Annotated in this window: 33 protein-coding genes; 31 read left to right on the forward strand and 2 right to left on the reverse strand. The window is 36.2% G+C overall.

Annotated elements, in window-relative coordinates:
* Window positions 1-2 precede the first annotated feature (2 nt).
* The gene (locus tag DD829_RS19980; protein ID WP_108409354.1) at window positions 3-1592 is read right to left on the reverse strand and encodes a glycerol-3-phosphate dehydrogenase/oxidase; all 1590 of its coding nucleotides are present in this window, start codon (window positions 1590-1592) and stop codon (window positions 3-5) included.
* 115 nt (window positions 1593-1707) lie between these two features.
* On the opposite strand from DD829_RS19980, the gene DD829_RS19985 reads away from it, so the two are divergent.
* From DD829_RS19985 to rplQ, 29 genes are all read left to right on the forward strand, one after another.
* The gene (locus DD829_RS19985; RefSeq protein WP_165796571.1) at window positions 1708-2472 is read left to right on the forward strand and encodes a DeoR/GlpR family DNA-binding transcription regulator; all 765 of its coding nucleotides are present in this window, start codon (window positions 1708-1710) and stop codon (window positions 2470-2472) included.
* A 246-nt stretch (window positions 2473-2718) separates the two neighbouring features.
* The gene (gene rplC / locus DD829_RS19990) at window positions 2719-3345 is read left to right on the forward strand and encodes a 50S ribosomal protein L3 (protein WP_076391854.1); all 627 of its coding nucleotides are present in this window, start codon (window positions 2719-2721) and stop codon (window positions 3343-3345) included.
* Complete coding sequence (rplD, locus tag DD829_RS19995) at window positions 3336-3965, forward strand: 50S ribosomal protein L4 (RefSeq protein WP_076391856.1); 630 nt, start codon at window positions 3336-3338, stop codon at window positions 3963-3965. The genes rplC and rplD overlap by 10 nt, the downstream gene beginning before the upstream one ends.
* Window positions 3966-3968: 3 nt before the next feature.
* The gene (gene rplW / locus DD829_RS20000) at window positions 3969-4259 is read left to right on the forward strand and encodes a 50S ribosomal protein L23 (protein ID WP_042720941.1); all 291 of its coding nucleotides are present in this window, start codon (window positions 3969-3971) and stop codon (window positions 4257-4259) included.
* A gap of 21 nt (window positions 4260-4280) precedes the next feature.
* Window positions 4281-5102: a 50S ribosomal protein L2 gene (rplB, locus tag DD829_RS20005; protein ID WP_027381305.1), complete on the forward strand. Its 822-nt coding sequence runs from the start codon at window positions 4281-4283 to the stop codon at window positions 5100-5102.
* A 2-nt stretch (window positions 5103-5104) separates the two neighbouring features.
* On the forward strand, window positions 5105-5383 hold the full coding sequence (gene rpsS, locus DD829_RS20010) for a 30S ribosomal protein S19 (RefSeq protein WP_002983209.1): 279 nt from the start codon (window positions 5105-5107) through the stop codon (window positions 5381-5383).
* 2 nt (window positions 5384-5385) lie between these two features.
* On the forward strand, window positions 5386-5784 hold the full coding sequence (gene rplV / locus DD829_RS20015) for a 50S ribosomal protein L22 (protein ID WP_050020604.1): 399 nt from the start codon (window positions 5386-5388) through the stop codon (window positions 5782-5784).
* A gap of 8 nt (window positions 5785-5792) precedes the next feature.
* A complete protein-coding gene (gene rpsC / locus DD829_RS20020) occupies window positions 5793-6548 on the forward strand; it encodes a 30S ribosomal protein S3 (RefSeq protein WP_072883925.1) in 756 nt (251 codons plus the stop codon).
* 97 nt (window positions 6549-6645) lie between these two features.
* Complete coding sequence (gene rplP / locus DD829_RS20025) at window positions 6646-7071, forward strand: 50S ribosomal protein L16 (RefSeq protein WP_047096817.1); 426 nt, start codon at window positions 6646-6648, stop codon at window positions 7069-7071.
* A gap of 12 nt (window positions 7072-7083) precedes the next feature.
* Complete coding sequence (gene rpmC, locus DD829_RS20030; RefSeq protein WP_027381309.1) at window positions 7084-7269, forward strand: 50S ribosomal protein L29; 186 nt, start codon at window positions 7084-7086, stop codon at window positions 7267-7269.
* A gap of 12 nt (window positions 7270-7281) precedes the next feature.
* Window positions 7282-7536 carry a 30S ribosomal protein S17 gene (rpsQ, locus tag DD829_RS20035; RefSeq protein ID WP_076391860.1) on the forward strand — a complete coding sequence of 85 codons (255 nt, stop codon included), beginning with the start codon at window positions 7282-7284 and terminating at the stop codon, window positions 7534-7536.
* Between the two features lie 2 nt (window positions 7537-7538).
* On the forward strand, window positions 7539-7907 hold the full coding sequence (gene rplN / locus DD829_RS20040; RefSeq protein WP_007839504.1) for a 50S ribosomal protein L14: 369 nt from the start codon (window positions 7539-7541) through the stop codon (window positions 7905-7907).
* Between the two features lie 20 nt (window positions 7908-7927).
* Complete coding sequence (gene rplX / locus DD829_RS20045; protein WP_076391862.1) at window positions 7928-8254, forward strand: 50S ribosomal protein L24; 327 nt, start codon at window positions 7928-7930, stop codon at window positions 8252-8254.
* 13 nt (window positions 8255-8267) lie between these two features.
* A complete protein-coding gene (gene rplE / locus DD829_RS20050; protein ID WP_072883928.1) occupies window positions 8268-8819 on the forward strand; it encodes a 50S ribosomal protein L5 in 552 nt (183 codons plus the stop codon).
* Between the two features lie 3 nt (window positions 8820-8822).
* Complete coding sequence (rpsN, locus tag DD829_RS20055; RefSeq protein ID WP_029297771.1) at window positions 8823-9092, forward strand: 30S ribosomal protein S14; 270 nt, start codon at window positions 8823-8825, stop codon at window positions 9090-9092.
* 145 nt (window positions 9093-9237) lie between these two features.
* Window positions 9238-9636 (forward strand): 30S ribosomal protein S8, encoded by a 399-nt coding sequence (gene rpsH, locus DD829_RS20060; protein ID WP_029297768.1) that lies wholly within the window; start codon window positions 9238-9240, stop codon window positions 9634-9636.
* Window positions 9637-9653: 17 nt separating this feature from the next.
* Complete coding sequence (rplF, locus tag DD829_RS20065) at window positions 9654-10199, forward strand: 50S ribosomal protein L6 (protein ID WP_076391864.1); 546 nt, start codon at window positions 9654-9656, stop codon at window positions 10197-10199.
* Between the two features lie 15 nt (window positions 10200-10214).
* On the forward strand, window positions 10215-10568 hold the full coding sequence (gene rplR, locus DD829_RS20070) for a 50S ribosomal protein L18 (RefSeq protein WP_076391866.1): 354 nt from the start codon (window positions 10215-10217) through the stop codon (window positions 10566-10568).
* 19 nt (window positions 10569-10587) lie between these two features.
* Entirely contained in the window at window positions 10588-11109 is a 522-nt protein-coding gene (gene rpsE / locus DD829_RS20075) for a 30S ribosomal protein S5 (protein ID WP_047401284.1), read from the forward strand.
* Between the two features lie 11 nt (window positions 11110-11120).
* Window positions 11121-11297 (forward strand): 50S ribosomal protein L30, encoded by a 177-nt coding sequence (rpmD, locus tag DD829_RS20080; RefSeq protein WP_007839493.1) that lies wholly within the window; start codon window positions 11121-11123, stop codon window positions 11295-11297.
* A gap of 19 nt (window positions 11298-11316) precedes the next feature.
* Window positions 11317-11766 (forward strand): 50S ribosomal protein L15, encoded by a 450-nt coding sequence (gene rplO, locus DD829_RS20085; protein ID WP_108409411.1) that lies wholly within the window; start codon window positions 11317-11319, stop codon window positions 11764-11766.
* A gap of 9 nt (window positions 11767-11775) precedes the next feature.
* Entirely contained in the window at window positions 11776-13155 is a 1380-nt protein-coding gene (gene secY, locus DD829_RS20090; protein ID WP_076391868.1) for a preprotein translocase subunit SecY, read from the forward strand.
* Window positions 13156-13158: 3 nt separating this feature from the next.
* A complete protein-coding gene (infA, locus tag DD829_RS20095) occupies window positions 13159-13374 on the forward strand; it encodes a translation initiation factor IF-1 (protein ID WP_055861802.1) in 216 nt (71 codons plus the stop codon).
* Between the two features lie 64 nt (window positions 13375-13438).
* Complete coding sequence (gene rpmJ / locus DD829_RS20100) at window positions 13439-13555, forward strand: 50S ribosomal protein L36 (protein ID WP_007839480.1); 117 nt, start codon at window positions 13439-13441, stop codon at window positions 13553-13555.
* A 9-nt stretch (window positions 13556-13564) separates the two neighbouring features.
* Window positions 13565-13942, forward strand: coding sequence for a 30S ribosomal protein S13 (rpsM, locus tag DD829_RS20105; protein WP_076391870.1), 378 nt, complete (start codon window positions 13565-13567; stop codon window positions 13940-13942).
* A gap of 12 nt (window positions 13943-13954) precedes the next feature.
* Window positions 13955-14344: a 30S ribosomal protein S11 gene (gene rpsK / locus DD829_RS20110; RefSeq protein ID WP_002983263.1), complete on the forward strand. Its 390-nt coding sequence runs from the start codon at window positions 13955-13957 to the stop codon at window positions 14342-14344.
* A gap of 19 nt (window positions 14345-14363) precedes the next feature.
* Window positions 14364-14972 (forward strand): 30S ribosomal protein S4, encoded by a 609-nt coding sequence (gene rpsD, locus DD829_RS20115; protein WP_029297746.1) that lies wholly within the window; start codon window positions 14364-14366, stop codon window positions 14970-14972.
* A 33-nt stretch (window positions 14973-15005) separates the two neighbouring features.
* Window positions 15006-16001, forward strand: a complete 996-nt coding sequence (locus DD829_RS20120) for a DNA-directed RNA polymerase subunit alpha (RefSeq protein WP_062162712.1) — start codon at window positions 15006-15008, stop codon at window positions 15999-16001.
* 6 nt (window positions 16002-16007) lie between these two features.
* The gene (gene rplQ, locus DD829_RS20125) at window positions 16008-16532 is read left to right on the forward strand and encodes a 50S ribosomal protein L17 (protein WP_076391872.1); all 525 of its coding nucleotides are present in this window, start codon (window positions 16008-16010) and stop codon (window positions 16530-16532) included.
* Between the two features lie 57 nt (window positions 16533-16589).
* Here rplQ and DD829_RS20130 read toward each other — a convergent pair whose 3' ends face one another.
* On the reverse strand, window positions 16590-17009 hold the full coding sequence (locus DD829_RS20130; protein ID WP_108409410.1) for a hypothetical protein: 420 nt from the start codon (window positions 17007-17009) through the stop codon (window positions 16590-16592).
* Window positions 17010-17191: 182 nt separating this feature from the next.
* Between DD829_RS20130 and DD829_RS20135 the strand changes: the two genes are divergently transcribed.
* Both DD829_RS20135 and DD829_RS20140 read left to right on the forward strand, forming a co-directional pair.
* Window positions 17192-17824, forward strand: coding sequence for a response regulator (locus DD829_RS20135; protein ID WP_116548095.1), 633 nt, complete (start codon window positions 17192-17194; stop codon window positions 17822-17824).
* A gap of 6 nt (window positions 17825-17830) precedes the next feature.
* On the forward strand, window positions 17831-18647 hold an 817-nt coding region (locus DD829_RS20140), incomplete at its 3' end, for a hypothetical protein (RefSeq protein WP_133240953.1).

Raw genomic sequence — 18647 nt, forward strand, 5'->3', positions numbered from 1 at the left:
GGTTAAATGGATCTTGGAGAATAAGGAGTCAGTAAATATCCTTTCGCCAATTCGATAAATTCTCTTTCCTGTTCAACTGCCCATTCCGCAGAATGCCCGTTTTCTTTTGCGATGATCTGTGCAATCTTGTGCGCGCTGTCGATTGCTGCTCTTGCATCTAAAAATAAAAGCCGGACTCTTCGTGCTAAAATATCCTCAATGGTTTGTGCCATTTCGCTTCGTATTGCCCAGACTGCTTCTGCCATGGTGAAGGGATGATCAGGATGTATTTTTTCTGATAATTCAGGATTGTTCTGCTGTAGTTTTTTTATTTCCGGAATATCGGCTCCGTAAACATATAAATGATTCGTTCTGTCCACCGTTTCGGGTTTCACATTTCCATGAATCGAAAGGTATTCTGTTTTGGAAGTGGTTATTCCAAGGTTATGAACTTTCATGGCTTCATCAATCGTGTCTTCCGCCATTTTACGGTATGTCGTCCATTTTCCTCCGATAATCGAGATGAGTCCCGTGTCTGAGGTAACGACTTTATGACTTCTGGAAACTTCTTTTGTGCTTTTGCTGCCGTCTTTCGGAGCTGCGAGAGGTCTGAGTCCTGCGAAAACAGATTTTACGTCTTCTCGGGTTGGCTTTTTCGCTAAATATTGTCTTGCGGTATTCAGGACAAATTTAATTTCATCTTCTAAAGCTCTTGGCTCAAAACTTTCGTTTTCCAGTAAAGTATCTGTTGTTCCTACCAAAGCTCTGTCGTGCCACGGAACGACAAATAAAACCCTTCCGTCTGAAGTTTTAGGAATCATGATGGCATCGTCGCTTTTCAGAAATGATTTATCCAGAACCAAATGAATTCCCTGACTTGGAACGACGAATTTTCCGTGTTTCGGGTTATTCATATTTAAAATATCATTCGTGAAAACTCCGGTTGCATTGATGACTACTTTCGCTTTGATTTCGAATTGCTGTTTTGTAAACTGATCTTCTGCAACAACGCCGATGATCTTATTGGAGTCATTTTTCATCAGATTAATCACTTTTACGTAATTAACCGCTGTTCCGCCTTTTTCGATAATGGTCTGTGTTAAGTTGATCGCCAGTCTTGCATCGTCAAACTGTCCGTCCTGATAAACCACTCCGCTCGCCAGACCTTTTTGTTCGATGGTCGGAAGTTTCTCTACGGTTTTTGATTTGCTGATGTATTTCGTTCTTCCCAAACTTAATTTTCCGGCAAGAAAATCGTAAACCGAAAGTCCTATTTTATAATAAATTCCTTCCCACCAAGTGTAATTTGGAATAATAAAAGACTGGTTTTTTACAACATGGGCTGCATTTTTTGCCAGTAAACCTCTTTCTTTTAAGGCTTCTTTTACCAAGCCGATATCTCCCTGTGCTAAATATCTTACGCCGCCATGTACCAGTTTTGTGCTTCTGCTGGAAGTTGCTTTTGCAAAATCGTGAGATTCTAACAGTAACGTTTTAAATCCTCTGCTCGTTGCGTCCAGTGCCGAACCTAATCCACTCGCTCCTCCGCCAATGATGATAAAGTCCCATTCTTTAACGGTGGATAATTTGCTGAGTTCTTCGTTTCGTTTCATAATATTTCGTTATGTTTCGTTTTCAAAGTTATAAATTAAAAACGAAACCAAAAAGAAAATAAATGAAATTTTTCGAATCAAAATAAAAATGGTATTTTTGAGAAAACGAAACGTAATGGAGAAATTGCTTCCAAGGCATAATGATATTTTAAAGGAATTAGACGAAAAAGATCATATTCTGGTTCAGGATCTTTGTGAGAAATTCAATGTTTCGTCGGTTACGATCCGAAAGGATCTGAATTACCTTGAAAGTCTGGGATTACTTTTCAGAAATCACGGTGGTGCCAGTAAACAGGTACGGTATGCCTACGAAAAAAATGTTGATGAAAAGGAAAATATCAATGTAGAGGCTAAAAAGAATATTGCGAAAGGTGCGCTTTCTTTGATTCAGGAGAACGACTGTATTATTCTGGCTTCAGGAACCACGATGCATTATCTTGCGCGTATGTTGGTGAATTTTGGACCGTTGACGGTTCTCACTTCTTCTTTACGTGTTGCGATCGAGCTTTGCAATAATCCGAACATTAACATTATACAATTGGGAGGAGAGGTGAGAAAAAGTTCGACTTCCATTGTAGGTTCCATCTCTGAGACGATTCTGAAACATTTTTCTTGCAATAAGTTATTTCTGGGAGTAGACGGAATTGATATGAATTTCGGGATCAGTACTTCCAATGCTGCGGAAGCTCATCTTAATCAATTAATGATTGAATGTTCGGATAAAGTAGTGATTCTGGCAGATTCTTCCAAGCTGAATAAAAAAGGCTTCGGAAAAATCGCGGATCTGGATAAAATTGACTTTCTGATTACAGATGGTGATATTTTAGAGGAGGATAAAAATAAGCTTGAAGAAATTGGCGTGAGTGTAATTACTAAATAATCTTGTTTTTTTTAATTTTCCATAATTCAAAAATTTTTCTATAAAATTTGGCTTAAATTTTTTCAAAATTATCTAAATGATTAAAAATCAAAATATTTTACTGTAAATATTTGTCAGTTATAAAAATATTCATAAATTTGCACACTCATTTTAGGGGCGTAGTATGCCTATATCAAAAGTAGAAATTGCTTCAGACTTCCGAAAAATGGGGATAAATAAAGGATAAATTTTATTATAACATAAACAATGTCAGGTATTATTGGTAAAAAAATCGGTATGACTTCTTTGTTTGACGAAGCAGGGAAAAATATTCCTTGTACAGTTATTCAGGCTGGTCCATGCTCGGTTTTACAGGTCAGAACCATTGAAAAAGACGGTTATAAGTCAGTTCAATTAGGTTTCGATGACAAGAGTGAGAAGAACGTTGGTAAAGCGTTAGCTGGTCATTTTAAAAAGGCTGGTTCTGCTCCTAAAGCTAAATTGGTAGAATTCTACAGAGAATTCGTTGATGAAGTAAAAGTAGGAGAAGAAGTAAAGGTAGACTTGTTCAACGAAGGAGAATTCGTAGACGTAACAGGTACTTCAAAAGGTAAAGGCTTCCAGGGTGTTGTTAAAAGACACGGATTTGGAGGTGTAATGCAGGCAACTCATGGTCAGCACAACAGACTTAGAGCTCCAGGTTCTATCGGTGCTGGATCTGACCCTTCAAGAGTATTCAAAGGGATGAGAATGGCTGGAAGAATGGGAGGTAAGCAGGTAACTGTACAAAACCTTCAGGTATTAAAAGTGGATCAAGAACAAAATCTTTTAGTAGTAAAAGGTGCTGTTCCGGGAGCTAAAAATTCTTATGTAATTATCAGAAAATGGAACTAGTAGTATTAAATACATCAGGAAAAGAGACCGGAAGAAAAGTAACTCTAGACGAAACAGTATTCGGAATTGAGCCAAATCAGCACGCGGTTTACTTAGAAGTTAAACAGTACCTTGCAGCACAAAGACAAGGGACTCATAAAGCAAAAGAAAGAAGCGAAATCACGGCTTCTACTAAAAAACTTAAGAAGCAAAAAGGATCTGGTTCTGCTAGATATGGTGATATTAAATCTCCAACTTTCAGAGGAGGAGGTAGAGTATTCGGTCCAAAACCAAGAGACTACAGATTCAAATTGAACAAAGCTCTTAAGAGATTAGCTAAGAAATCTGTTTTATCTCAGAAAATGAGAGACAACAGCATTAAAGTTTTAGAAGATATGAGCTTCGAAGCTCCTAAGACTAAAGATTTCATTACTTTATTAGATGCATTAACATTAAACGGTAAAAAATCTTTGTTTATTCTTCCTGAAGCTAACAAGAATGTGTATTTATCTTCAAGAAACTTACCTAAGACTAAAGTAATGAACTTCAACGAAGTGAGTTCTTACGATTTAGTAAACGCAGGTGAGATCGTATTCTTCGAAGGTGCAGTAGAAAAATTCCAGGAAAATTTAAAGAAATAAATCATGTCTATTATCATTAAACCAGTTATCTCAGAAAAGGCTAATTACCTTACAGATTTAAGAGGTTCTTATTCTTTCTTGGTAGATACTAAGGCGAATAAAATCCAGATTAAGAAAGCTGTAGAAGCGGCTTATGGTGTAAAAGTAGCAGACGTTAACACAATGATTTATGCTCCGAAGGTTTCTTCGAAATACACTAAAAAAGGTCTTCAAGTAGGAAAGACAAACAAATTGAAAAAAGCGGTAATCAAACTTGCTGAAGGTGAGGTTATCGATATTTTTGCTGTAAATTAATTATAATTATAAATAATAGTAATGTCTGTTAGAAAATTAAAACCTATCACCCCGGGACAGAGATTCAGAATTGTAAACAATTTTGAGGAAATTACTACCAACAAACCAGAGAAATCTCTAACAGTTGGTATTAAAAAGTCAGGTGGACGTAACCAAACAGGTAAAATGACCATGCGTTACACCGGAGGTGGACACAAAAAGAAATACAGAATTATTGACTTCAAAAGAAACAAAGCAAACGTTGAAGCCACTGTAAAATCTGTAGAATACGATCCAAACAGAACTGCATTTATCGCTTTATTAGAGTATGCTGACGGAGAGAAGAGATACATCATCGCTCCAAACGGTATCAAAGTAGATCAGAAAGTAGTTTCAGGTGAAAGCGTAGAACCAAACGTAGGTAACGCAATGAAATTGAAAAACATTCCATTGGGTACTGTAATTTCTTGTGTTGAAATGAAGCCTGGTCAAGGTGCTATTTTGGCAAGAAGTGCTGGTTCTTCAGCGCAATTAACTTCAAGAGACGGAAAATATGCAATCATTAAATTGCCTTCAGGAGAATCCAGAATGATCCTTACTGAATGTATGGCAATGATTGGATCAGTTTCCAACTCTGATCACCAATTAACTGTATCAGGTAAAGCTGGTAGAAGCAGATGGTTAGGTAGAAGACCAAGAACAAGAGCGGTAGTAATGAACCCTGTAGATCACCCAATGGGAGGTGGTGAAGGACGTTCTTCTGGAGGTCACCCAAGATCTAGAAACGGTAAACCGGCTAAAGGTTACAAAACTAGAAAGAAAAACAAAGTGTCTAACCGTTACATCGTATCTAAAAGAAAATAATTATGGCAAGATCACTTAAGAAAGGACCGTTCATTCATCATACTTTAGATAAGAAGGTTCAGGCAAATATAGAGTCTGGTAAGAAGACAGTTATCAAAACTTGGTCTAGAGCATCTATGATCTCTCCGGACTTCGTAGGACAAACTATTGCTGTACACAACGGGAAATCTTTTATCCCTGTTTACGTTACAGAAAACATGGTTGGTCACAAGTTAGGCGAATTTTCTCCAACAAGATCTTTCAGAGGTCATGGTGGTAACAAAAACAAAGGAAGCAGATAATCATGGGATCAAGAAAACAAGATAGCGCAATCGCAAGAAAAGAAGCTAACAAAGACGTTGTAAAAGCTTCATTAAATAACTGCCCATCTTCTCCGAGAAAAATGAGATTAGTTGCTGATATCATTAGAGGAGAGCAAGTAGATAAAGCTCTTTATATCCTTAAATATTCTAAGAAAGAAGCTTCTAACAAATTAGAAAAATTACTTCTTTCTGCAATTGCTAACTGGCAAGTGAAAAACGAAGGTGCAGACATCGAGGAAGCAAACCTTATCGTTAAAGAAATATTCGTGGATAGTGCAAGACAATTGAAGAGACTAAGACCAGCTCCGCAAGGTAGAGGGTACAGAATCAGAAAAAGATCTAACCACGTTACATTAATCTTAGGTAATAAAGAAAACTAAATCAAGGTATGGGACAGAAGACAAATCCAATTGGTAACAGATTAGGTATCATCAGAGGATGGGATTCTAACTGGTTTGGCGGAAACGATTATGGAGACAGAATCGCGGAAGACTACAAAATCAGAAGATACCTTGAAGCTAGATTATCTAAAGGTGGGATTTCAAGAATTTATATTGAAAGAACATTAAAATTAGTAACAGTTACAATTACTACTGCTAGACCGGGACTTATCATCGGTAAAGGAGGTCAGGAAGTTGATAAACTGAAAGAAGAGTTGAAAAAATTGACTAAAAAGGATATTCAGATCAACATCTTCGAAATCAAAAGACCAGAGCTGGATGCAGTATTAGTTGCAGACAGCATTGCTAAGCAGATTGAAAACAGAATCTCTTACAGAAGAGCTGTTAAAATGGCGATGGCAGGTACAATGAGAATGGGAGCAGAAGGTATCAAAGTTCAGATCTCTGGTAGATTGAACGGAGCTGAAATGGCAAGATCAGAATCTTTCAAAGAAGGAAGAATTCCATTGTCTACTTTCAGAGCAGATATCGATTACCACATCGGTGAAGCACTTACTCAGTACGGAAAACTAGGGGTAAAAGTTTGGATCATGAAAGGTGAAGTTTACGGTAAAAGAGAACTTTCTCCATTAGTGGGACAACAGAAAAAAGGAGGTCAGTCAGACAGAAGAGATAACAGAGGAGGAGACAGAGACAACAGAAGACCTAGAAAGAACAATAACAATAATAACAATAATAATTAAAAATTTTAGATAGAAATTTTGAATTTTAAATTACCGTTACTTTTTTAAAATAAAAAAAATCTAAAATCTAAAATCTAAAATCTAAAATTTAGAAATTATGTTACAACCAAAAAGAACCAAGTTCCGTAGAGTACATAAGATGAAAATGAAGGGGAATGCCCAGAGAGGTAGTCAACTTGCTTATGGAACTTTCGGAATCAAGGCGACAGAAGGTGCTTGGATCACTGCAAGACAAATTGAAGCTGCTCGTATCGCTGCGACAAGATATATGAAGAGAGAAGGTCAACTATGGATCAAAATCTTCCCGGATAAGCCAATTACTAAAAAACCAGCGGAAGTACGTATGGGTAAAGGTAAAGGTGCTGTGGAATATTGGGTAGCTGTAGTAAAACCAGGTAAAATTATGTTCGAAGTAGGAGGTGTTCCTTACGAAGTAGCGAAAGAAGCTCTTAGACTTGCGGCACAAAAATTACCAGTTGTTACTAAATTTGTAGTTGCTAACGATTTTGTTAAACCTCTTTAATCTTTGAATACAATGAAAAAAGCTGATATTAAAAATTTAAGCGCGGGTGATATTCAAGCTCAATTAACTGAAGCAAAAGCTCAATATTCTAAATTGAAATTGGCTCATGCAATCAGCCCAATTGAAAACCCGATCCAAATCAGAGATTTGAGAAAAACAATCGCTAGACTAAACACTGAGTTAACTAACAAACAATAATTTCATTTTAAAATGGATAGAAATTTAAGAAAAGAAAGAATCGGAGTGGTTTCCAGCAATAAAATGGAAAAAACTATTGTTGTTAGTGAAACTACGAGAGTAAAGCACCCGATGTACGGTAAATTCGTATTGAAAACGAAAAAATATACTGCACACGACGAGAACAACGAATGCACAGAAGGTGATACAGTTTTGATCCAAGAAACTAGACCTATGAGCAAGAACAAGAGATGGAGACTAGTAAGAATCATTGAAAAAGCTAAGTAATAATGTTACAAACAGAATCAAGATTAAAAGTTGCTGATAACACAGGTGCTAAAGAAGTATTGGTTATCAGAGTTCTGGGAGGAACCAGAAGAAGATATGCTTCAGTTGGTGATAAAATCGTTGTTACTATCAAAGATTCTACACCATCAGGAAACGCTAAAAAAGGTCAGGTATCTAAAGCTGTAGTAGTAAGAACTAAAAAAGCAGTAAGAAGAAAAGATGGTTCATACATCAAATTCGAAGACAATGCTTGTGTATTGCTAAACGCAGCGGGAGAAATGAGAGGAACCCGTGTTTTCGGACCAGTTGCTCGTGAGCTGAGAGACAAAGAATATATGAAAATCATTTCATTAGCTCCTGAAGTACTTTAATATTTAAAATTTTAAAAAAAATGTCAAAGTTAAAAATAAAAAGAGGAGATAACGTCATCGTAACTACAGGTAAGAAAGGTCTTAAAGGTGGTACTGGTGAAGTTATTGAAGTGATCAAAAAAGAAGGAAGAGACCCAAGAGTAGTAGTTGCAGGACTTAATATCGTTAAAAAACACGTTAAGCCTTCAGCTTCAAATCCTCAAGGAGGAATCGTTGAAAGAGAAGCTTCTATTCATATCTCAAACGTAGCTTTAGTTGGAAAAGACGGAAAAGCTATCAAAGTAGGTTACAAAATCGAAGGAGATAAGAAAGTAAGAATCAACAAAAAAACGGGTGAAACTTTATAATTTTAAATAACACATGGAATATATAGCAAGACCCAAAAAAGCATATAAAGAAACGATTGTTCCTGCAATGATGGAAGAATTCGGATACAAGTCTGTAATGCAGGTGCCTAGATTAGAGAAAATTGTTTTATCTCAAGGTTTAGGAGATGCTACAGCAGACAAAAAAATCATCGATTATGCTGTTGAAGAATTAACGAACATCACTGGTCAGAAGGCTGTAGGTACAATCTCTAAGAAAGACGAAGCTGCTTTCAAATTGAGAAAAGGAATGCCTGTAGGTGCTAAAGTTACACTAAGAGCTAACAAAATGTATGAGTTCTTAGACAGATTAACTTCTTCTGCATTGCCAAGAATCAGAGATTTCTCTGGAATCAAGGCTGATGGTTTCGACGGTAGAGGTAACTACAACTTAGGGATCACTGAGCAGATCATCTTCCCTGAGATCGTAATCGACAAAGTGAAAAAAATCCAGGGGATGGACATCACTTTCGTTACTACTGCGAAAACAGATAAAGAAGCGAAAGCATTATTAACTCACTTCGGTTTACCATTTAAAAAGAACTAAGAAATGGCTAAAGAATCAATGAAAGCGCGTGAGCGCAAAAGAGAAGCACTAGTTGCTAAATACGCTGCTAAAAGACAGGCTCTTAAAGAAGCTGGTGATTACGAAGGACTTCAAAAATTGCCTAAAAATGCTTCTCCTGTAAGATTACACAACAGATGTAAACTAACAGGTAGACCAAGAGGATACATGAGAACGTTCGGTATTTCCAGAGTAACTTTCAGAGAAATGGCTAATAACGGTCTTATCCCGGGAGTTAAAAAAGCTAGTTGGTAATAATTACTAATTAAAAATCGGGACAATTAAGTTGTCTGGATACTAAAGATAAAAATATCAGACCAAGATTTCTGAGGTCTGATATTTTACTCTTCAAGTCCTTACAATACTGATTGTTCTTTAACCAATAATTTATAAAAGAAAAATGGTAACAGATCCAATTTCAGATTTCCTAACAAGAGTAAGGAACGCACAAAGCGCAGGCCACAAAGTGGTGGAAATTCCTGCATCGAAAATCAAAAAGGAGATTACTAAGATCTTATTCGATCAGGGGTATATCTTAAACTACAAGTTTGAAGATAGCGCTGTTCAGGGTACGATCAAAATCGCTTTAAAGTACGACAAACAAACCAACAAACCAGCTATTAAGTCTATCCAAAGAGCTTCTAGACCAGGTTTGAGACAGTACAAAGGTTCTACTGAACTTCCAAGAGTACTAAACGGTTTGGGTATTTCTATCATCTCTACTTCTAAAGGAGTAATGACTGACAAGAAAGCTAGAGAAGAAAAAGTAGGCGGTGAAGTAATCTGCTATGTTTATTAATTTTTAATCACAGGAAAATGTCAAGAATTGGTAAAGCAATTATAACAGTTCCAGCAGGAGTTACTATCACTGAAAAAGATGGTGTGGTAACTGTAAAAGGTCCTAAAGGAGAACTTTCTCAGGAACTTACAGCAGGAATTACTATAGAACAGAAAGATGGAGAACTGAATGTAAACAGACCATCTGATGCTAAACAACACAAAGCGCTTCACGGTTTATACAGAGCGTTAATCAACAACATGATTGTTGGTGTAAACACAGGTTTCGAAAAGAAACTGGAATTAGTAGGGGTAGGATACAGAGCTTCTCACGCAGGTCAAAAACTTGAGTTAGCTTTAGGATTCTCTCACGGTATCGTATTGGAACTTCCAAGCGAAGTAAAAGTAGATACATTGACTGAAAAAGGTAAAAATCCAATTATTACTTTAACGTCTCACGACAACCAACTTCTAGGGATGGTAGCTGCAAAGATCCGTTCTTTCAGAAAGCCTGAACCATACAAAGGTAAAGGGGTAAGATTCGTAGGAGAAATTGTTAGACGTAAAGCTGGTAAATCTGCTTAATAAATTATAAGTATTATGGCATTAAGTAAAGTAGAAAAAAGAATAAGAATCAAAAGAAGAGTAAGAGGAAAAATCTCCGGATCTTCTGAATTGCCAAGATTATCTGTATACAAAAGTAATAAGGAAATTTACGCTCAGTTAATCGACGATAACAGTGGAAAAACTTTAGCTTCTGCTTCTTCAAGAGAGAAAGGAGTTGACGCTAACGGAACTAAGACTGAAGTTTCTGCTGCTGTAGGTAAGGCTATCGCTGCCAAAGCTATCGCTGCAGGAATCGAAAATATTGTATTTGATAGAAACGGATTCGTATATCACGGGAGAATTAAAGCTCTAGCTGATGGTGCGAGAGAAGGTGGACTTAAATTCTAATCATTAAATTTCGGAAAATATGTTAGGACTAGATAATATAGAAAGAGTAAAACCGGGAGGATTAGAACTTAAAGATCGTCTCGTAGCTGTTAACAGAGTAACAAAAGTAACTAAAGGAGGTAGAGCTTTCGGATTCTCTGCTATCGTAGTTGTAGGTAACGAAGATGGAGTTATCGGTTACGGATTAGGAAAATCTAAAGAGGTTGCTTCTGCAATTGCTAAGGCAGTGGAAGACGCTAAGAAAAACCTTGTGAAAGTTCCTGTAATGAACCACACAATTCCTCACCAGACTACTGCTAGATACGGAGGTGCAGATATCTTCTTAAGACCTGCTTCTCATGGTACAGGACTTATCGCAGGAGGTGCGGTAAGAGCGGTATTGGAGTCTGCTGGTATTCACGATATCCTTTCAAAATCTAAAGGATCTTCTAACCCCCACAACGTGGTGAAAGCTACTTTCAAAGCGTTATTGGATATCAGAAGACCTGAAGAAATCGCTAGAATGAGAGGAGTTTCTCTAAGTAAAGTGTTTAACGGTTAATATATAAAACAATGGCAACAATCAAAGTAAAGCAAGTAAGAAGCGCTATTGGAAGAACAAAAACCCAAAAGAGAACGCTTGAAGCATTAGGATTTAAGAAACTTCACCAAGTTGTAGAACACGAAGCTACTCCTTCTATCTTAGGAATGATAGCTGCAGTTAGTCACTTACTTGAAGTTCAAAAATAATTTTTAAAATAATTTTAAAATGAATTTAAACAACATAAAGCCAGCTGCAGGATCTACTTTCAATTCAAAAAGAATTGGTAGAGGACAAGGTAGTGGAAAAGGAGGTACTTCTACAAAAGGGCATAAAGGACAGAAAGCAAGAGCTGGTTATTCTCAGAAGATCGGTTTTGAAGGAGGTCAGATGCCTTTACAAAGAAGATTACCGAAATTCGGATTCAAAAACGTAAACAGAAAAGAGTTTAGAGGAATTAACCTGGATACAATCCAGACTTTAATTGAAAATAAATCTATCACTGGAGATATTACAAGAGAAGTAATGATTGAGAATGGTTTAATTACTAAAAACGAATTAGTGAAAATTATGGGTAGAGGAGAATTGAAATCTGCGGTTTCAATCTCTGCTGACAAATTCACTAAATCTGCTGAAGAGCTTATCACTAAGGCAGGTGGAAAAGCAATTACCTTATAATAATCACTAATGAAAGAATTTATACAAACCCTCAAAAATATTTGGAGTCTTAAAGAACTTAGAGATAAAATTATCTTTACTTTAGGAATTATCCTTGTGTATAGATTCGCATCTTATATCTCATTACCTGCAATTAACCTTGCGGAAGTAGGAGATCTCTTAGAGCATTATAAAAATCAAGGCGGTAACAAGCAAGGAGCAGGTCTCCTTGGCTTGCTTTCGTCGTTTACGGGGGGAGCTTTCAGCCACGCTTCCGTAATGGCGTTAGGTATCATGCCTTATATTTCTGCTTCTATTATTGTTCAGTTGATGGGAATGGCTATTCCTTATCTTCAGAAGCTTCAGAAAGATGGAGAGTCTGGTAGAAATACTTTGAACCAGATCACAAGATGGTTAACAATCGGGGTTTGTCTTGTACAGGCGCCTTCTTATTTAACATCGATCACTCAGTTGTTTTTACCGTATGCTCAGTTCTCATCTGCATATTATGTAGAGCCAAATTCTATCATGTTCTGGTTGCCAAGTATTGTTATTTTGGTTGCCGGTTCAGTATTCGCAATGTGGTTAGGTGAAAAAATCACCGACAAAGGTATCGGGAACGGTATCTCTATCCTTATTATGGTGGGGATTCTTTCAAGATTACCGGAAGCATTCGTTCAGGAAATGGCAGTGCAGAACGGAAAAGGAGGAATGGGGTCTATTATGATCCTTATTGAAGTAATTTTCTGGATGTTGGTAGTTCTTTTAGCAGTAGTATTATCTGTTGCTGTAAGAAAAATCCCGATCCAGTACGTAAGCAGAGCTCAGGCAAGAGGAGGTGTAAACAGAAATCTTATGCAGGGAGCGAGACAGTGGATTCCATTGAAAGTTAATGCTGCCGGTGTAATGCCGATTATCTTTGCTCAGGCATTGATGTTCGTACCGGGTTTATTAACGAAAGTAGATGAGTCCAATACTTTTCTTGCAGGTTTCAAGAATGTTTTTAGCTGGCAGTACAACGTATTGTTCGCACTATTAATTATTATCTTCTCGTTTTTCTATACTGCAATTACAATTCCGGTGAACCAGATGGCTGATGATTTGAAGAGAAACGGAGGTTTAGTACCGAAAGTAAGACCGGGAAAAGAGACGGCTGATTATTTAGATGATATTTTATCAAAAATTACCTTGCCAGGTGCAATATTTTTGTCTATCTTTGCAATCCTTCCAGCAATTGTGCATGGAACCTTTGTTCAGACAGATGCGTTCGCCCTATTTTTCGGGGGAACATCACTATTGATTATGGTTGGAGTAATTTTAGATACCGTTCAACAGATTAATACTTATCTGCTGAACCATCACTATGATGGGTTAATGCAGTCTAAATTATCAAGAACGACTGGATATTAATTTATGGCGAAACAAAAACATATTGAACAAGACGGCGTTATTACGGAAGCACTTTCGAACGCTCAGTTCCGTGTAGAGCTTGAAAATGGGCATGTTCTCATCGCTCATATTTCTGGTAAAATGCGAATGCATTATATTAAACTTTTACCTGGTGATAAGGTGAAATTAGAAATGTCTCCCTATGATTTAACGAAAGGGAGAATTACATTTAGATATTAAAAACAATCTGCCAAATGGAGCGTGTGTTCCATTTGGCTATTGTTAAAAAATAAATACTATCAAAATGAAAGTAAGAGCATCAATTAAAAAAAGAAGCGCTGATTGCAAAATCGTACGCAGAAAAGGTGTACTATTCGTAATCAACAAAAAGAACCCAAAATTTAAACAAAGACAAGGCTAAAATTAAATTATGGCGAGAATTTCAGGTATTGATTTACCAAAAAACAAAAGAGGCGTTATCGGTTTAACTTACATCTACGGGGTGGGAAGAAGCACTGCTTCAGAAATCCTTAAAGCTGCCGGTATCAGCGAAGACAAGAAAGTCAACGAATGGAATGACGATGAATTGGCTGCAATCAGAACATACATCTCTGAAAACGTAAAAGTAGAAGGAGAATTAAGATCTGAAGTGCAATTGAACATTAAGAGATTAATGGACATAGGATGCCAACGAGGAATACGTCACAGACTTGGATTACCTTTAAGAGGCCAGAGAACGAAAAACAACTCTAGAACCCGTAAAGGAAAGAGAAAAACTGTTGCTAACAAGAAAAAAGCTAGTAAATAATCGTTAGGAATTATGGCAAAACAAACTAAAGTAGTTAAGAAAAGAAAAGTAAAAGTTGAAGCTATTGGTGAAGCTCATATTCAGGCTTCTTTCAATAACATCATCATTTCTTTAACAAATAAAAACGGAGAGGTTATCTCTTGGGCTTCTGCCGGTAAAATGGGTTTCAGAGGTTCTAAAAAGAATACTCCATTTGCTGCTCAGATGGCAGCTGAAAATTGCTCTGCTGTAGCTCACGAAGCTGGATTAAGAAGAGTAAAGGTGTTTGTGAAAGGTCCGGGAGCAGGTAGAGAATCTGCTATCAGATCCATCCACAATTCAGGAATTGAAGTTAGCGAAATCATTGATGTGACTCCTATGCCGCACAATGGATGTAGACCACCAAAAAGAAGAAGAGTTTAATTTTTAGAATTTACCCATTATGGCAAGATATATTGGACCTAAAACTAAGATTGCTAGAAAGTTTGGTGCTGCAATCTACGGAGATGACAAAAACTTCGAGAAAAGAAAAAACCAACCGCCAGGACAACACGGTCCTAACAAAAGAAGAGGTGCTAAAAAATCTGAATACGCAGTTCAGTTAGCTGAAAAGCAAAAAGCTAAATATACTTACGGTATTTTAGAAAGACAGTTTGCTAACTTATTCGACAAAGCACACAGAAGTAAAGGGGTAACAGGTGAAGTTCTATTACAACTTTGCGAATCCAGATTGGATAACGTAGTATACAGATTAGGTTTTGCTAAAACAAGATCTGCTGCTAGACAGCTTGTTTCTCACAGACACATTACTGTGAACGGAGAGCTGGTAAATATTCCATCTTATTTGCTAAAAGCAGGTGATGTAATTGCGGTAAGAGAAAAGTCTAAGTCTCTTGAAGTGGTTACAAACGCATTAGCTTCTAAAGCAAATTATGAGTGGTTACAATTCAACGATGAGAAGAAAGAAGGTACTTTCGTTTCGGCTCCTGAGAGAATCCAAATTCCGGAAGACATCAAGGAACAGCTTATCGTCGAACTTTACTCTAAATAATTTTTTAATCAAATTTTTGCTCAACCCAATAATATGGCAATTTTACAATTCATAAAACCCGATAAAGTAATTTTACTTAACTCTGATGAATTTAGAGGTCAGTTTGAATTCAGACCACTAGAACCAGGTTTCGGGCTTACAATCGGTAATGCTTTGAGAAGAGTGTTGCTTTCTTCTCTGGAAGGATATGCTATTTCATCTATCAAAATAGAAGGTGTAGAGCACGAATTTTCAACTATTCCAGGAGTAATCGAAGACGTTACCGAAATTATTCTTAACCTTAAGCAAGTAAGATTAAAAGCTACGGCAGAAAACCAATCGAATGAGCAGGTTGTTGCCAAAGTTTCGGGGCAGACGGTTATTACTGCTGGTGATTTAGGGAAGTCTGTCAACGGATTTGAGGTGCTAAACCCGGATTTGGTGATCTGCAACCTGAACAGTGATGTAACTTTCGAAATTACTTTCAATATAGAAAAAGGAAGAGGGTATGTTCCTTCTGAACAAAATAAGTCAAACAATGCACCGGTAGGTACTATTGCGATAGACTCTATTTTCACGCCAATCAAGAAAGTACAGTATAGCATTGAAAATTATCGTGTAGAGCAAAAAACAGACTACGAAAAACTTGTATTAGATATAGAAACTGACGGATCTATCAGTCCTCAGAATGCTTTAACAGAAGCTTCTAAGATATTAATCTATCACTTCATGCTGTTCTCTGATGAGAGAATCACGCTTGAAACTGAAGCTGTAAAAGCATCTATCCAATATGATGAGGAAACTCTTCATACAAGACAACTCCTTAAGTCTAAATTAGCAGATATGGATCTTTCCGTAAGAGCCCTTAACTGTCTGAAAGCGGCTGAAGTGGAAACTCTTGGAGAATTGGTTTCTTACAGTAAGTCTGATTTGATGAAATTCAGAAATTTTGGTAAAAAATCTTTGACAGAACTAGAAGAATTAGTGCATTCAAAAGGTCTTAACTTCGGTTTCGACGTTGCAAAATATAAGTTAGACGCTGATAAATAATTAATAATGAGACACGGTAAAAAATTCAATCACTTAGGAAGAACAGCTTCTCACAGAAGTGCTATGCTTTCTAATATGGCTTGTTCTCTAATTGAGCATAAAAGAATCAACACTACTGTAGCTAAAGCTAAAGCTTTAAGAGTATATGTTGAGCCTCTATTAACAAAAGCAAAAGAAGATACTACACACAACAGAAGAATTGTTTTTTCATATCTTCAAAATAAAGAAGCAGTTGCTGAATTGTTCAGAACTGTAGCTCCTAAAATCGCTGAGAGAAACGGTGGTTATACAAGAATCATCAAAACAGGATTCAGACCAGGTGATGCTGCTGATACTGCTCTTATCGAACTGGTAGACTTCAACGAGCTTTACAATCCTAATGCGGAAGAGAAAAAAGCGACAAGAAGAAGCAGAAGATCTGCAACAGCTAAGAAAGAAGCTGTAGTAGCTGAAGCTCCTGTAGTAGAAGAAAAAGCTGCTGAGCCAACGGCTGAAGCTGCAGATTCTACGGAAGAAAAAACTGAAGAATAATATTCATCAGATATAAAAAGAAAAACCGTTCAGATTACTGAGCGGTTTTTTTATGCTTTAGATTTTGGTTTTTACAAGCGGGATAATATTATTGCCCTGATTCAGTATCAAACTGTCTTTTTTCACAGTAGCTTTCATATCCATTTTTTCGTAGATGGTTTCGCTGCCGTTGGATTCTACTTTATTTAAAATGAAAGTCTTATTATTGCTTCTTATGCTCATCGTTTTTTCCGGATAATTGAAAACTACTTTTGCAAGGCTTCCATCAGTGGCTTTATAAACATAATCTGTCTTTATACTTTTCTTTCCGTTGATATCTGTATTATAGCTTACCGTTGAGTCTACTTTGCCGTTATCTGCCAAAATGGGACCTGAATCATTAGTTTTCAGAACACTTTTATTCCCTTCTTCACTTTTTTTACAGCTGGCCAACGACAGAAATATCGCCGAAACTGCGATGAAAAGTACATTTTTCATGATGTTAATTTTTTAAGGTATTGATTGTTAAATATTTTCGTTTGTAAAATAAATTTCACTAAATTTAGTAAAAACAAAAACTAAACCAAATAACTATGAACTCAAACTTTTAAAATTACACAAAAGGGTAATTGATTCTGTTTTGATTTCTGTTGAAATTTGTCTTAAACAAAATTACCGACATGAGCATTTCCATAGCCATAGTAGAAGACGAAAAAAACTACAACAATGCGTTGAAGAAAGTCATCAATTATCAGGATGACATGAAAGTGGTTGCTCAGTTTTTTGATGGAAATGAAGCTTTAAAAAATCTTTCTGATCTTTCTCCGGATGTCGTGATGATGGATATTCAGTTACAGGATATGCTCGGTATCGAAATTATTGAAAAGCTTAGGAAGGGATTACCACAAACGCAGTTCATTATGTGTACCAGTTTTGAAGATGATGAAAAAGTCTTCAATTCTTTAAAAGCCGGCGCAATGGGCTACCTTGTAAAAGGCGAAAGCATGGATAAGATCCTTTCCTCAATAAGAGATGTCTACAACGGTGGTGCTCCCATGAGTTTCTCGATTGCCCGAAAAGTTCTCAGCCATTTCGAAAGAAAACTTCCCGAAATAAAAGGCTATGATGAACTTACGGAAAGAGAAAAAGAAGTACTTGAACTTTTATCTCAAGGACTGCTCTACAAAGAAATCGCCTATAAAAAATTCATCAGCATCGATACCGTGAAAAAACACGTCGGAAACATTTACAGAAAACTCCACGTCAATAACAAAGTGGAGGCTATTAATAAATTTAACCATTTTAAAAACTGAGAAATTATGAGAACAAATTTTATAAAACATTTATTAAGAGTAATAATATGTTTATTTATTATAAGCTGTGAAAAAAACACAAAACAAGATGTACAATCAGGAGCCAAAACAAAAACTGATTTTTCAAAAAAAATGGTTGAGGATACGGTGAAAATAACTAAGGATACTACGACATATTCAGCAAGGGCAAAGGGAAATAAGTTAATACCAATAAATGATTTCCAAGGTATTCATCCTTTAAGTGGTGATGCAGAGGAAATTGATGCCTATTTAGCTGGTGCTTTTATTTATCAAGCGGAAAATGGAATGCTAAACATGATCTTTAATAATGATCCGAAATATTGTATTACTTATGAAATTCCGGTATCAACATTTGAAACTTTATATAATAAACATAGAAATGGTAAAAGTGTTGGTGTTGAATTTCGATTTGTAGAATTAGACAAAGATTATGGGAAAATAAATAAACAAACAAATTCTGCTAGCTACTTATATTTAATAGCAATACCTGTAGATAAAAATAAAAAACCAACAGATAGTAATCATAATTACATTATTTTTAATTTATCTAAGACTTTTGATATAAATAGTGATATATTAGGAGATGAGGAATATGGAAAATTAGAGGATTACTATTATAATAAAAGTGATATTTATGCATCCCTAACGAAATATTATTCTCATAATGGATTGGGAAATACGAAAGCTATTTATTATTCTTGGGAAGATATTAATCTGAATATTATCCAATATGCGAATATAAAGAAATATGATTATATAAAATTTAGGTTAGCAGAGATTATTAACTTTAATATTATAATGT

It is taken from the genome of Chryseobacterium sp. HMWF035 (genome assembly GCF_003094695.1).
Classification (GTDB): domain Bacteria; phylum Bacteroidota; class Bacteroidia; order Flavobacteriales; family Weeksellaceae; genus Chryseobacterium; species Chryseobacterium gambrini.

Coding starts and splice junctions, on each gene's coding strand:
- DD829_RS19980 (WP_108409354.1), bottom strand. CDS start 1,592: ATGAAACGAAACGAAGAACTCAGCAAATTATCCACCGTTAAAGAATGG.
- DD829_RS19985 (WP_165796571.1), top strand. CDS start 1,708: ATGGAGAAATTGCTTCCAAGGCATAATGATATTTTAAAGGAATTAGAC.
- rplC (WP_076391854.1), top strand. CDS start 2,719: ATGTCAGGTATTATTGGTAAAAAAATCGGTATGACTTCTTTGTTTGAC.
- rplD (WP_076391856.1), top strand. CDS start 3,336: ATGGAACTAGTAGTATTAAATACATCAGGAAAAGAGACCGGAAGAAAA.
- rplW (WP_042720941.1), top strand. CDS start 3,969: ATGTCTATTATCATTAAACCAGTTATCTCAGAAAAGGCTAATTACCTT.
- rplB (WP_027381305.1), top strand. CDS start 4,281: ATGTCTGTTAGAAAATTAAAACCTATCACCCCGGGACAGAGATTCAGA.
- rpsS (WP_002983209.1), top strand. CDS start 5,105: ATGGCAAGATCACTTAAGAAAGGACCGTTCATTCATCATACTTTAGAT.
- rplV (WP_050020604.1), top strand. CDS start 5,386: ATGGGATCAAGAAAACAAGATAGCGCAATCGCAAGAAAAGAAGCTAAC.
- rpsC (WP_072883925.1), top strand. CDS start 5,793: ATGGGACAGAAGACAAATCCAATTGGTAACAGATTAGGTATCATCAGA.
- rplP (WP_047096817.1), top strand. CDS start 6,646: ATGTTACAACCAAAAAGAACCAAGTTCCGTAGAGTACATAAGATGAAA.
- rpmC (WP_027381309.1), top strand. CDS start 7,084: ATGAAAAAAGCTGATATTAAAAATTTAAGCGCGGGTGATATTCAAGCT.
- rpsQ (WP_076391860.1), top strand. CDS start 7,282: ATGGATAGAAATTTAAGAAAAGAAAGAATCGGAGTGGTTTCCAGCAAT.
- rplN (WP_007839504.1), top strand. CDS start 7,539: ATGTTACAAACAGAATCAAGATTAAAAGTTGCTGATAACACAGGTGCT.
- rplX (WP_076391862.1), top strand. CDS start 7,928: ATGTCAAAGTTAAAAATAAAAAGAGGAGATAACGTCATCGTAACTACA.
- rplE (WP_072883928.1), top strand. CDS start 8,268: ATGGAATATATAGCAAGACCCAAAAAAGCATATAAAGAAACGATTGTT.
- rpsN (WP_029297771.1), top strand. CDS start 8,823: ATGGCTAAAGAATCAATGAAAGCGCGTGAGCGCAAAAGAGAAGCACTA.
- rpsH (WP_029297768.1), top strand. CDS start 9,238: ATGGTAACAGATCCAATTTCAGATTTCCTAACAAGAGTAAGGAACGCA.
- rplF (WP_076391864.1), top strand. CDS start 9,654: ATGTCAAGAATTGGTAAAGCAATTATAACAGTTCCAGCAGGAGTTACT.
- rplR (WP_076391866.1), top strand. CDS start 10,215: ATGGCATTAAGTAAAGTAGAAAAAAGAATAAGAATCAAAAGAAGAGTA.
- rpsE (WP_047401284.1), top strand. CDS start 10,588: ATGTTAGGACTAGATAATATAGAAAGAGTAAAACCGGGAGGATTAGAA.
- rpmD (WP_007839493.1), top strand. CDS start 11,121: ATGGCAACAATCAAAGTAAAGCAAGTAAGAAGCGCTATTGGAAGAACA.
- rplO (WP_108409411.1), top strand. CDS start 11,317: ATGAATTTAAACAACATAAAGCCAGCTGCAGGATCTACTTTCAATTCA.
- secY (WP_076391868.1), top strand. CDS start 11,776: ATGAAAGAATTTATACAAACCCTCAAAAATATTTGGAGTCTTAAAGAA.
- infA (WP_055861802.1), top strand. CDS start 13,159: ATGGCGAAACAAAAACATATTGAACAAGACGGCGTTATTACGGAAGCA.
- rpmJ (WP_007839480.1), top strand. CDS start 13,439: ATGAAAGTAAGAGCATCAATTAAAAAAAGAAGCGCTGATTGCAAAATC.
- rpsM (WP_076391870.1), top strand. CDS start 13,565: ATGGCGAGAATTTCAGGTATTGATTTACCAAAAAACAAAAGAGGCGTT.
- rpsK (WP_002983263.1), top strand. CDS start 13,955: ATGGCAAAACAAACTAAAGTAGTTAAGAAAAGAAAAGTAAAAGTTGAA.
- rpsD (WP_029297746.1), top strand. CDS start 14,364: ATGGCAAGATATATTGGACCTAAAACTAAGATTGCTAGAAAGTTTGGT.
- DD829_RS20120 (WP_062162712.1), top strand. CDS start 15,006: ATGGCAATTTTACAATTCATAAAACCCGATAAAGTAATTTTACTTAAC.
- rplQ (WP_076391872.1), top strand. CDS start 16,008: ATGAGACACGGTAAAAAATTCAATCACTTAGGAAGAACAGCTTCTCAC.
- DD829_RS20130 (WP_108409410.1), bottom strand. CDS start 17,009: ATGAAAAATGTACTTTTCATCGCAGTTTCGGCGATATTTCTGTCGTTG.
- DD829_RS20135 (WP_116548095.1), top strand. CDS start 17,192: ATGAGCATTTCCATAGCCATAGTAGAAGACGAAAAAAACTACAACAAT.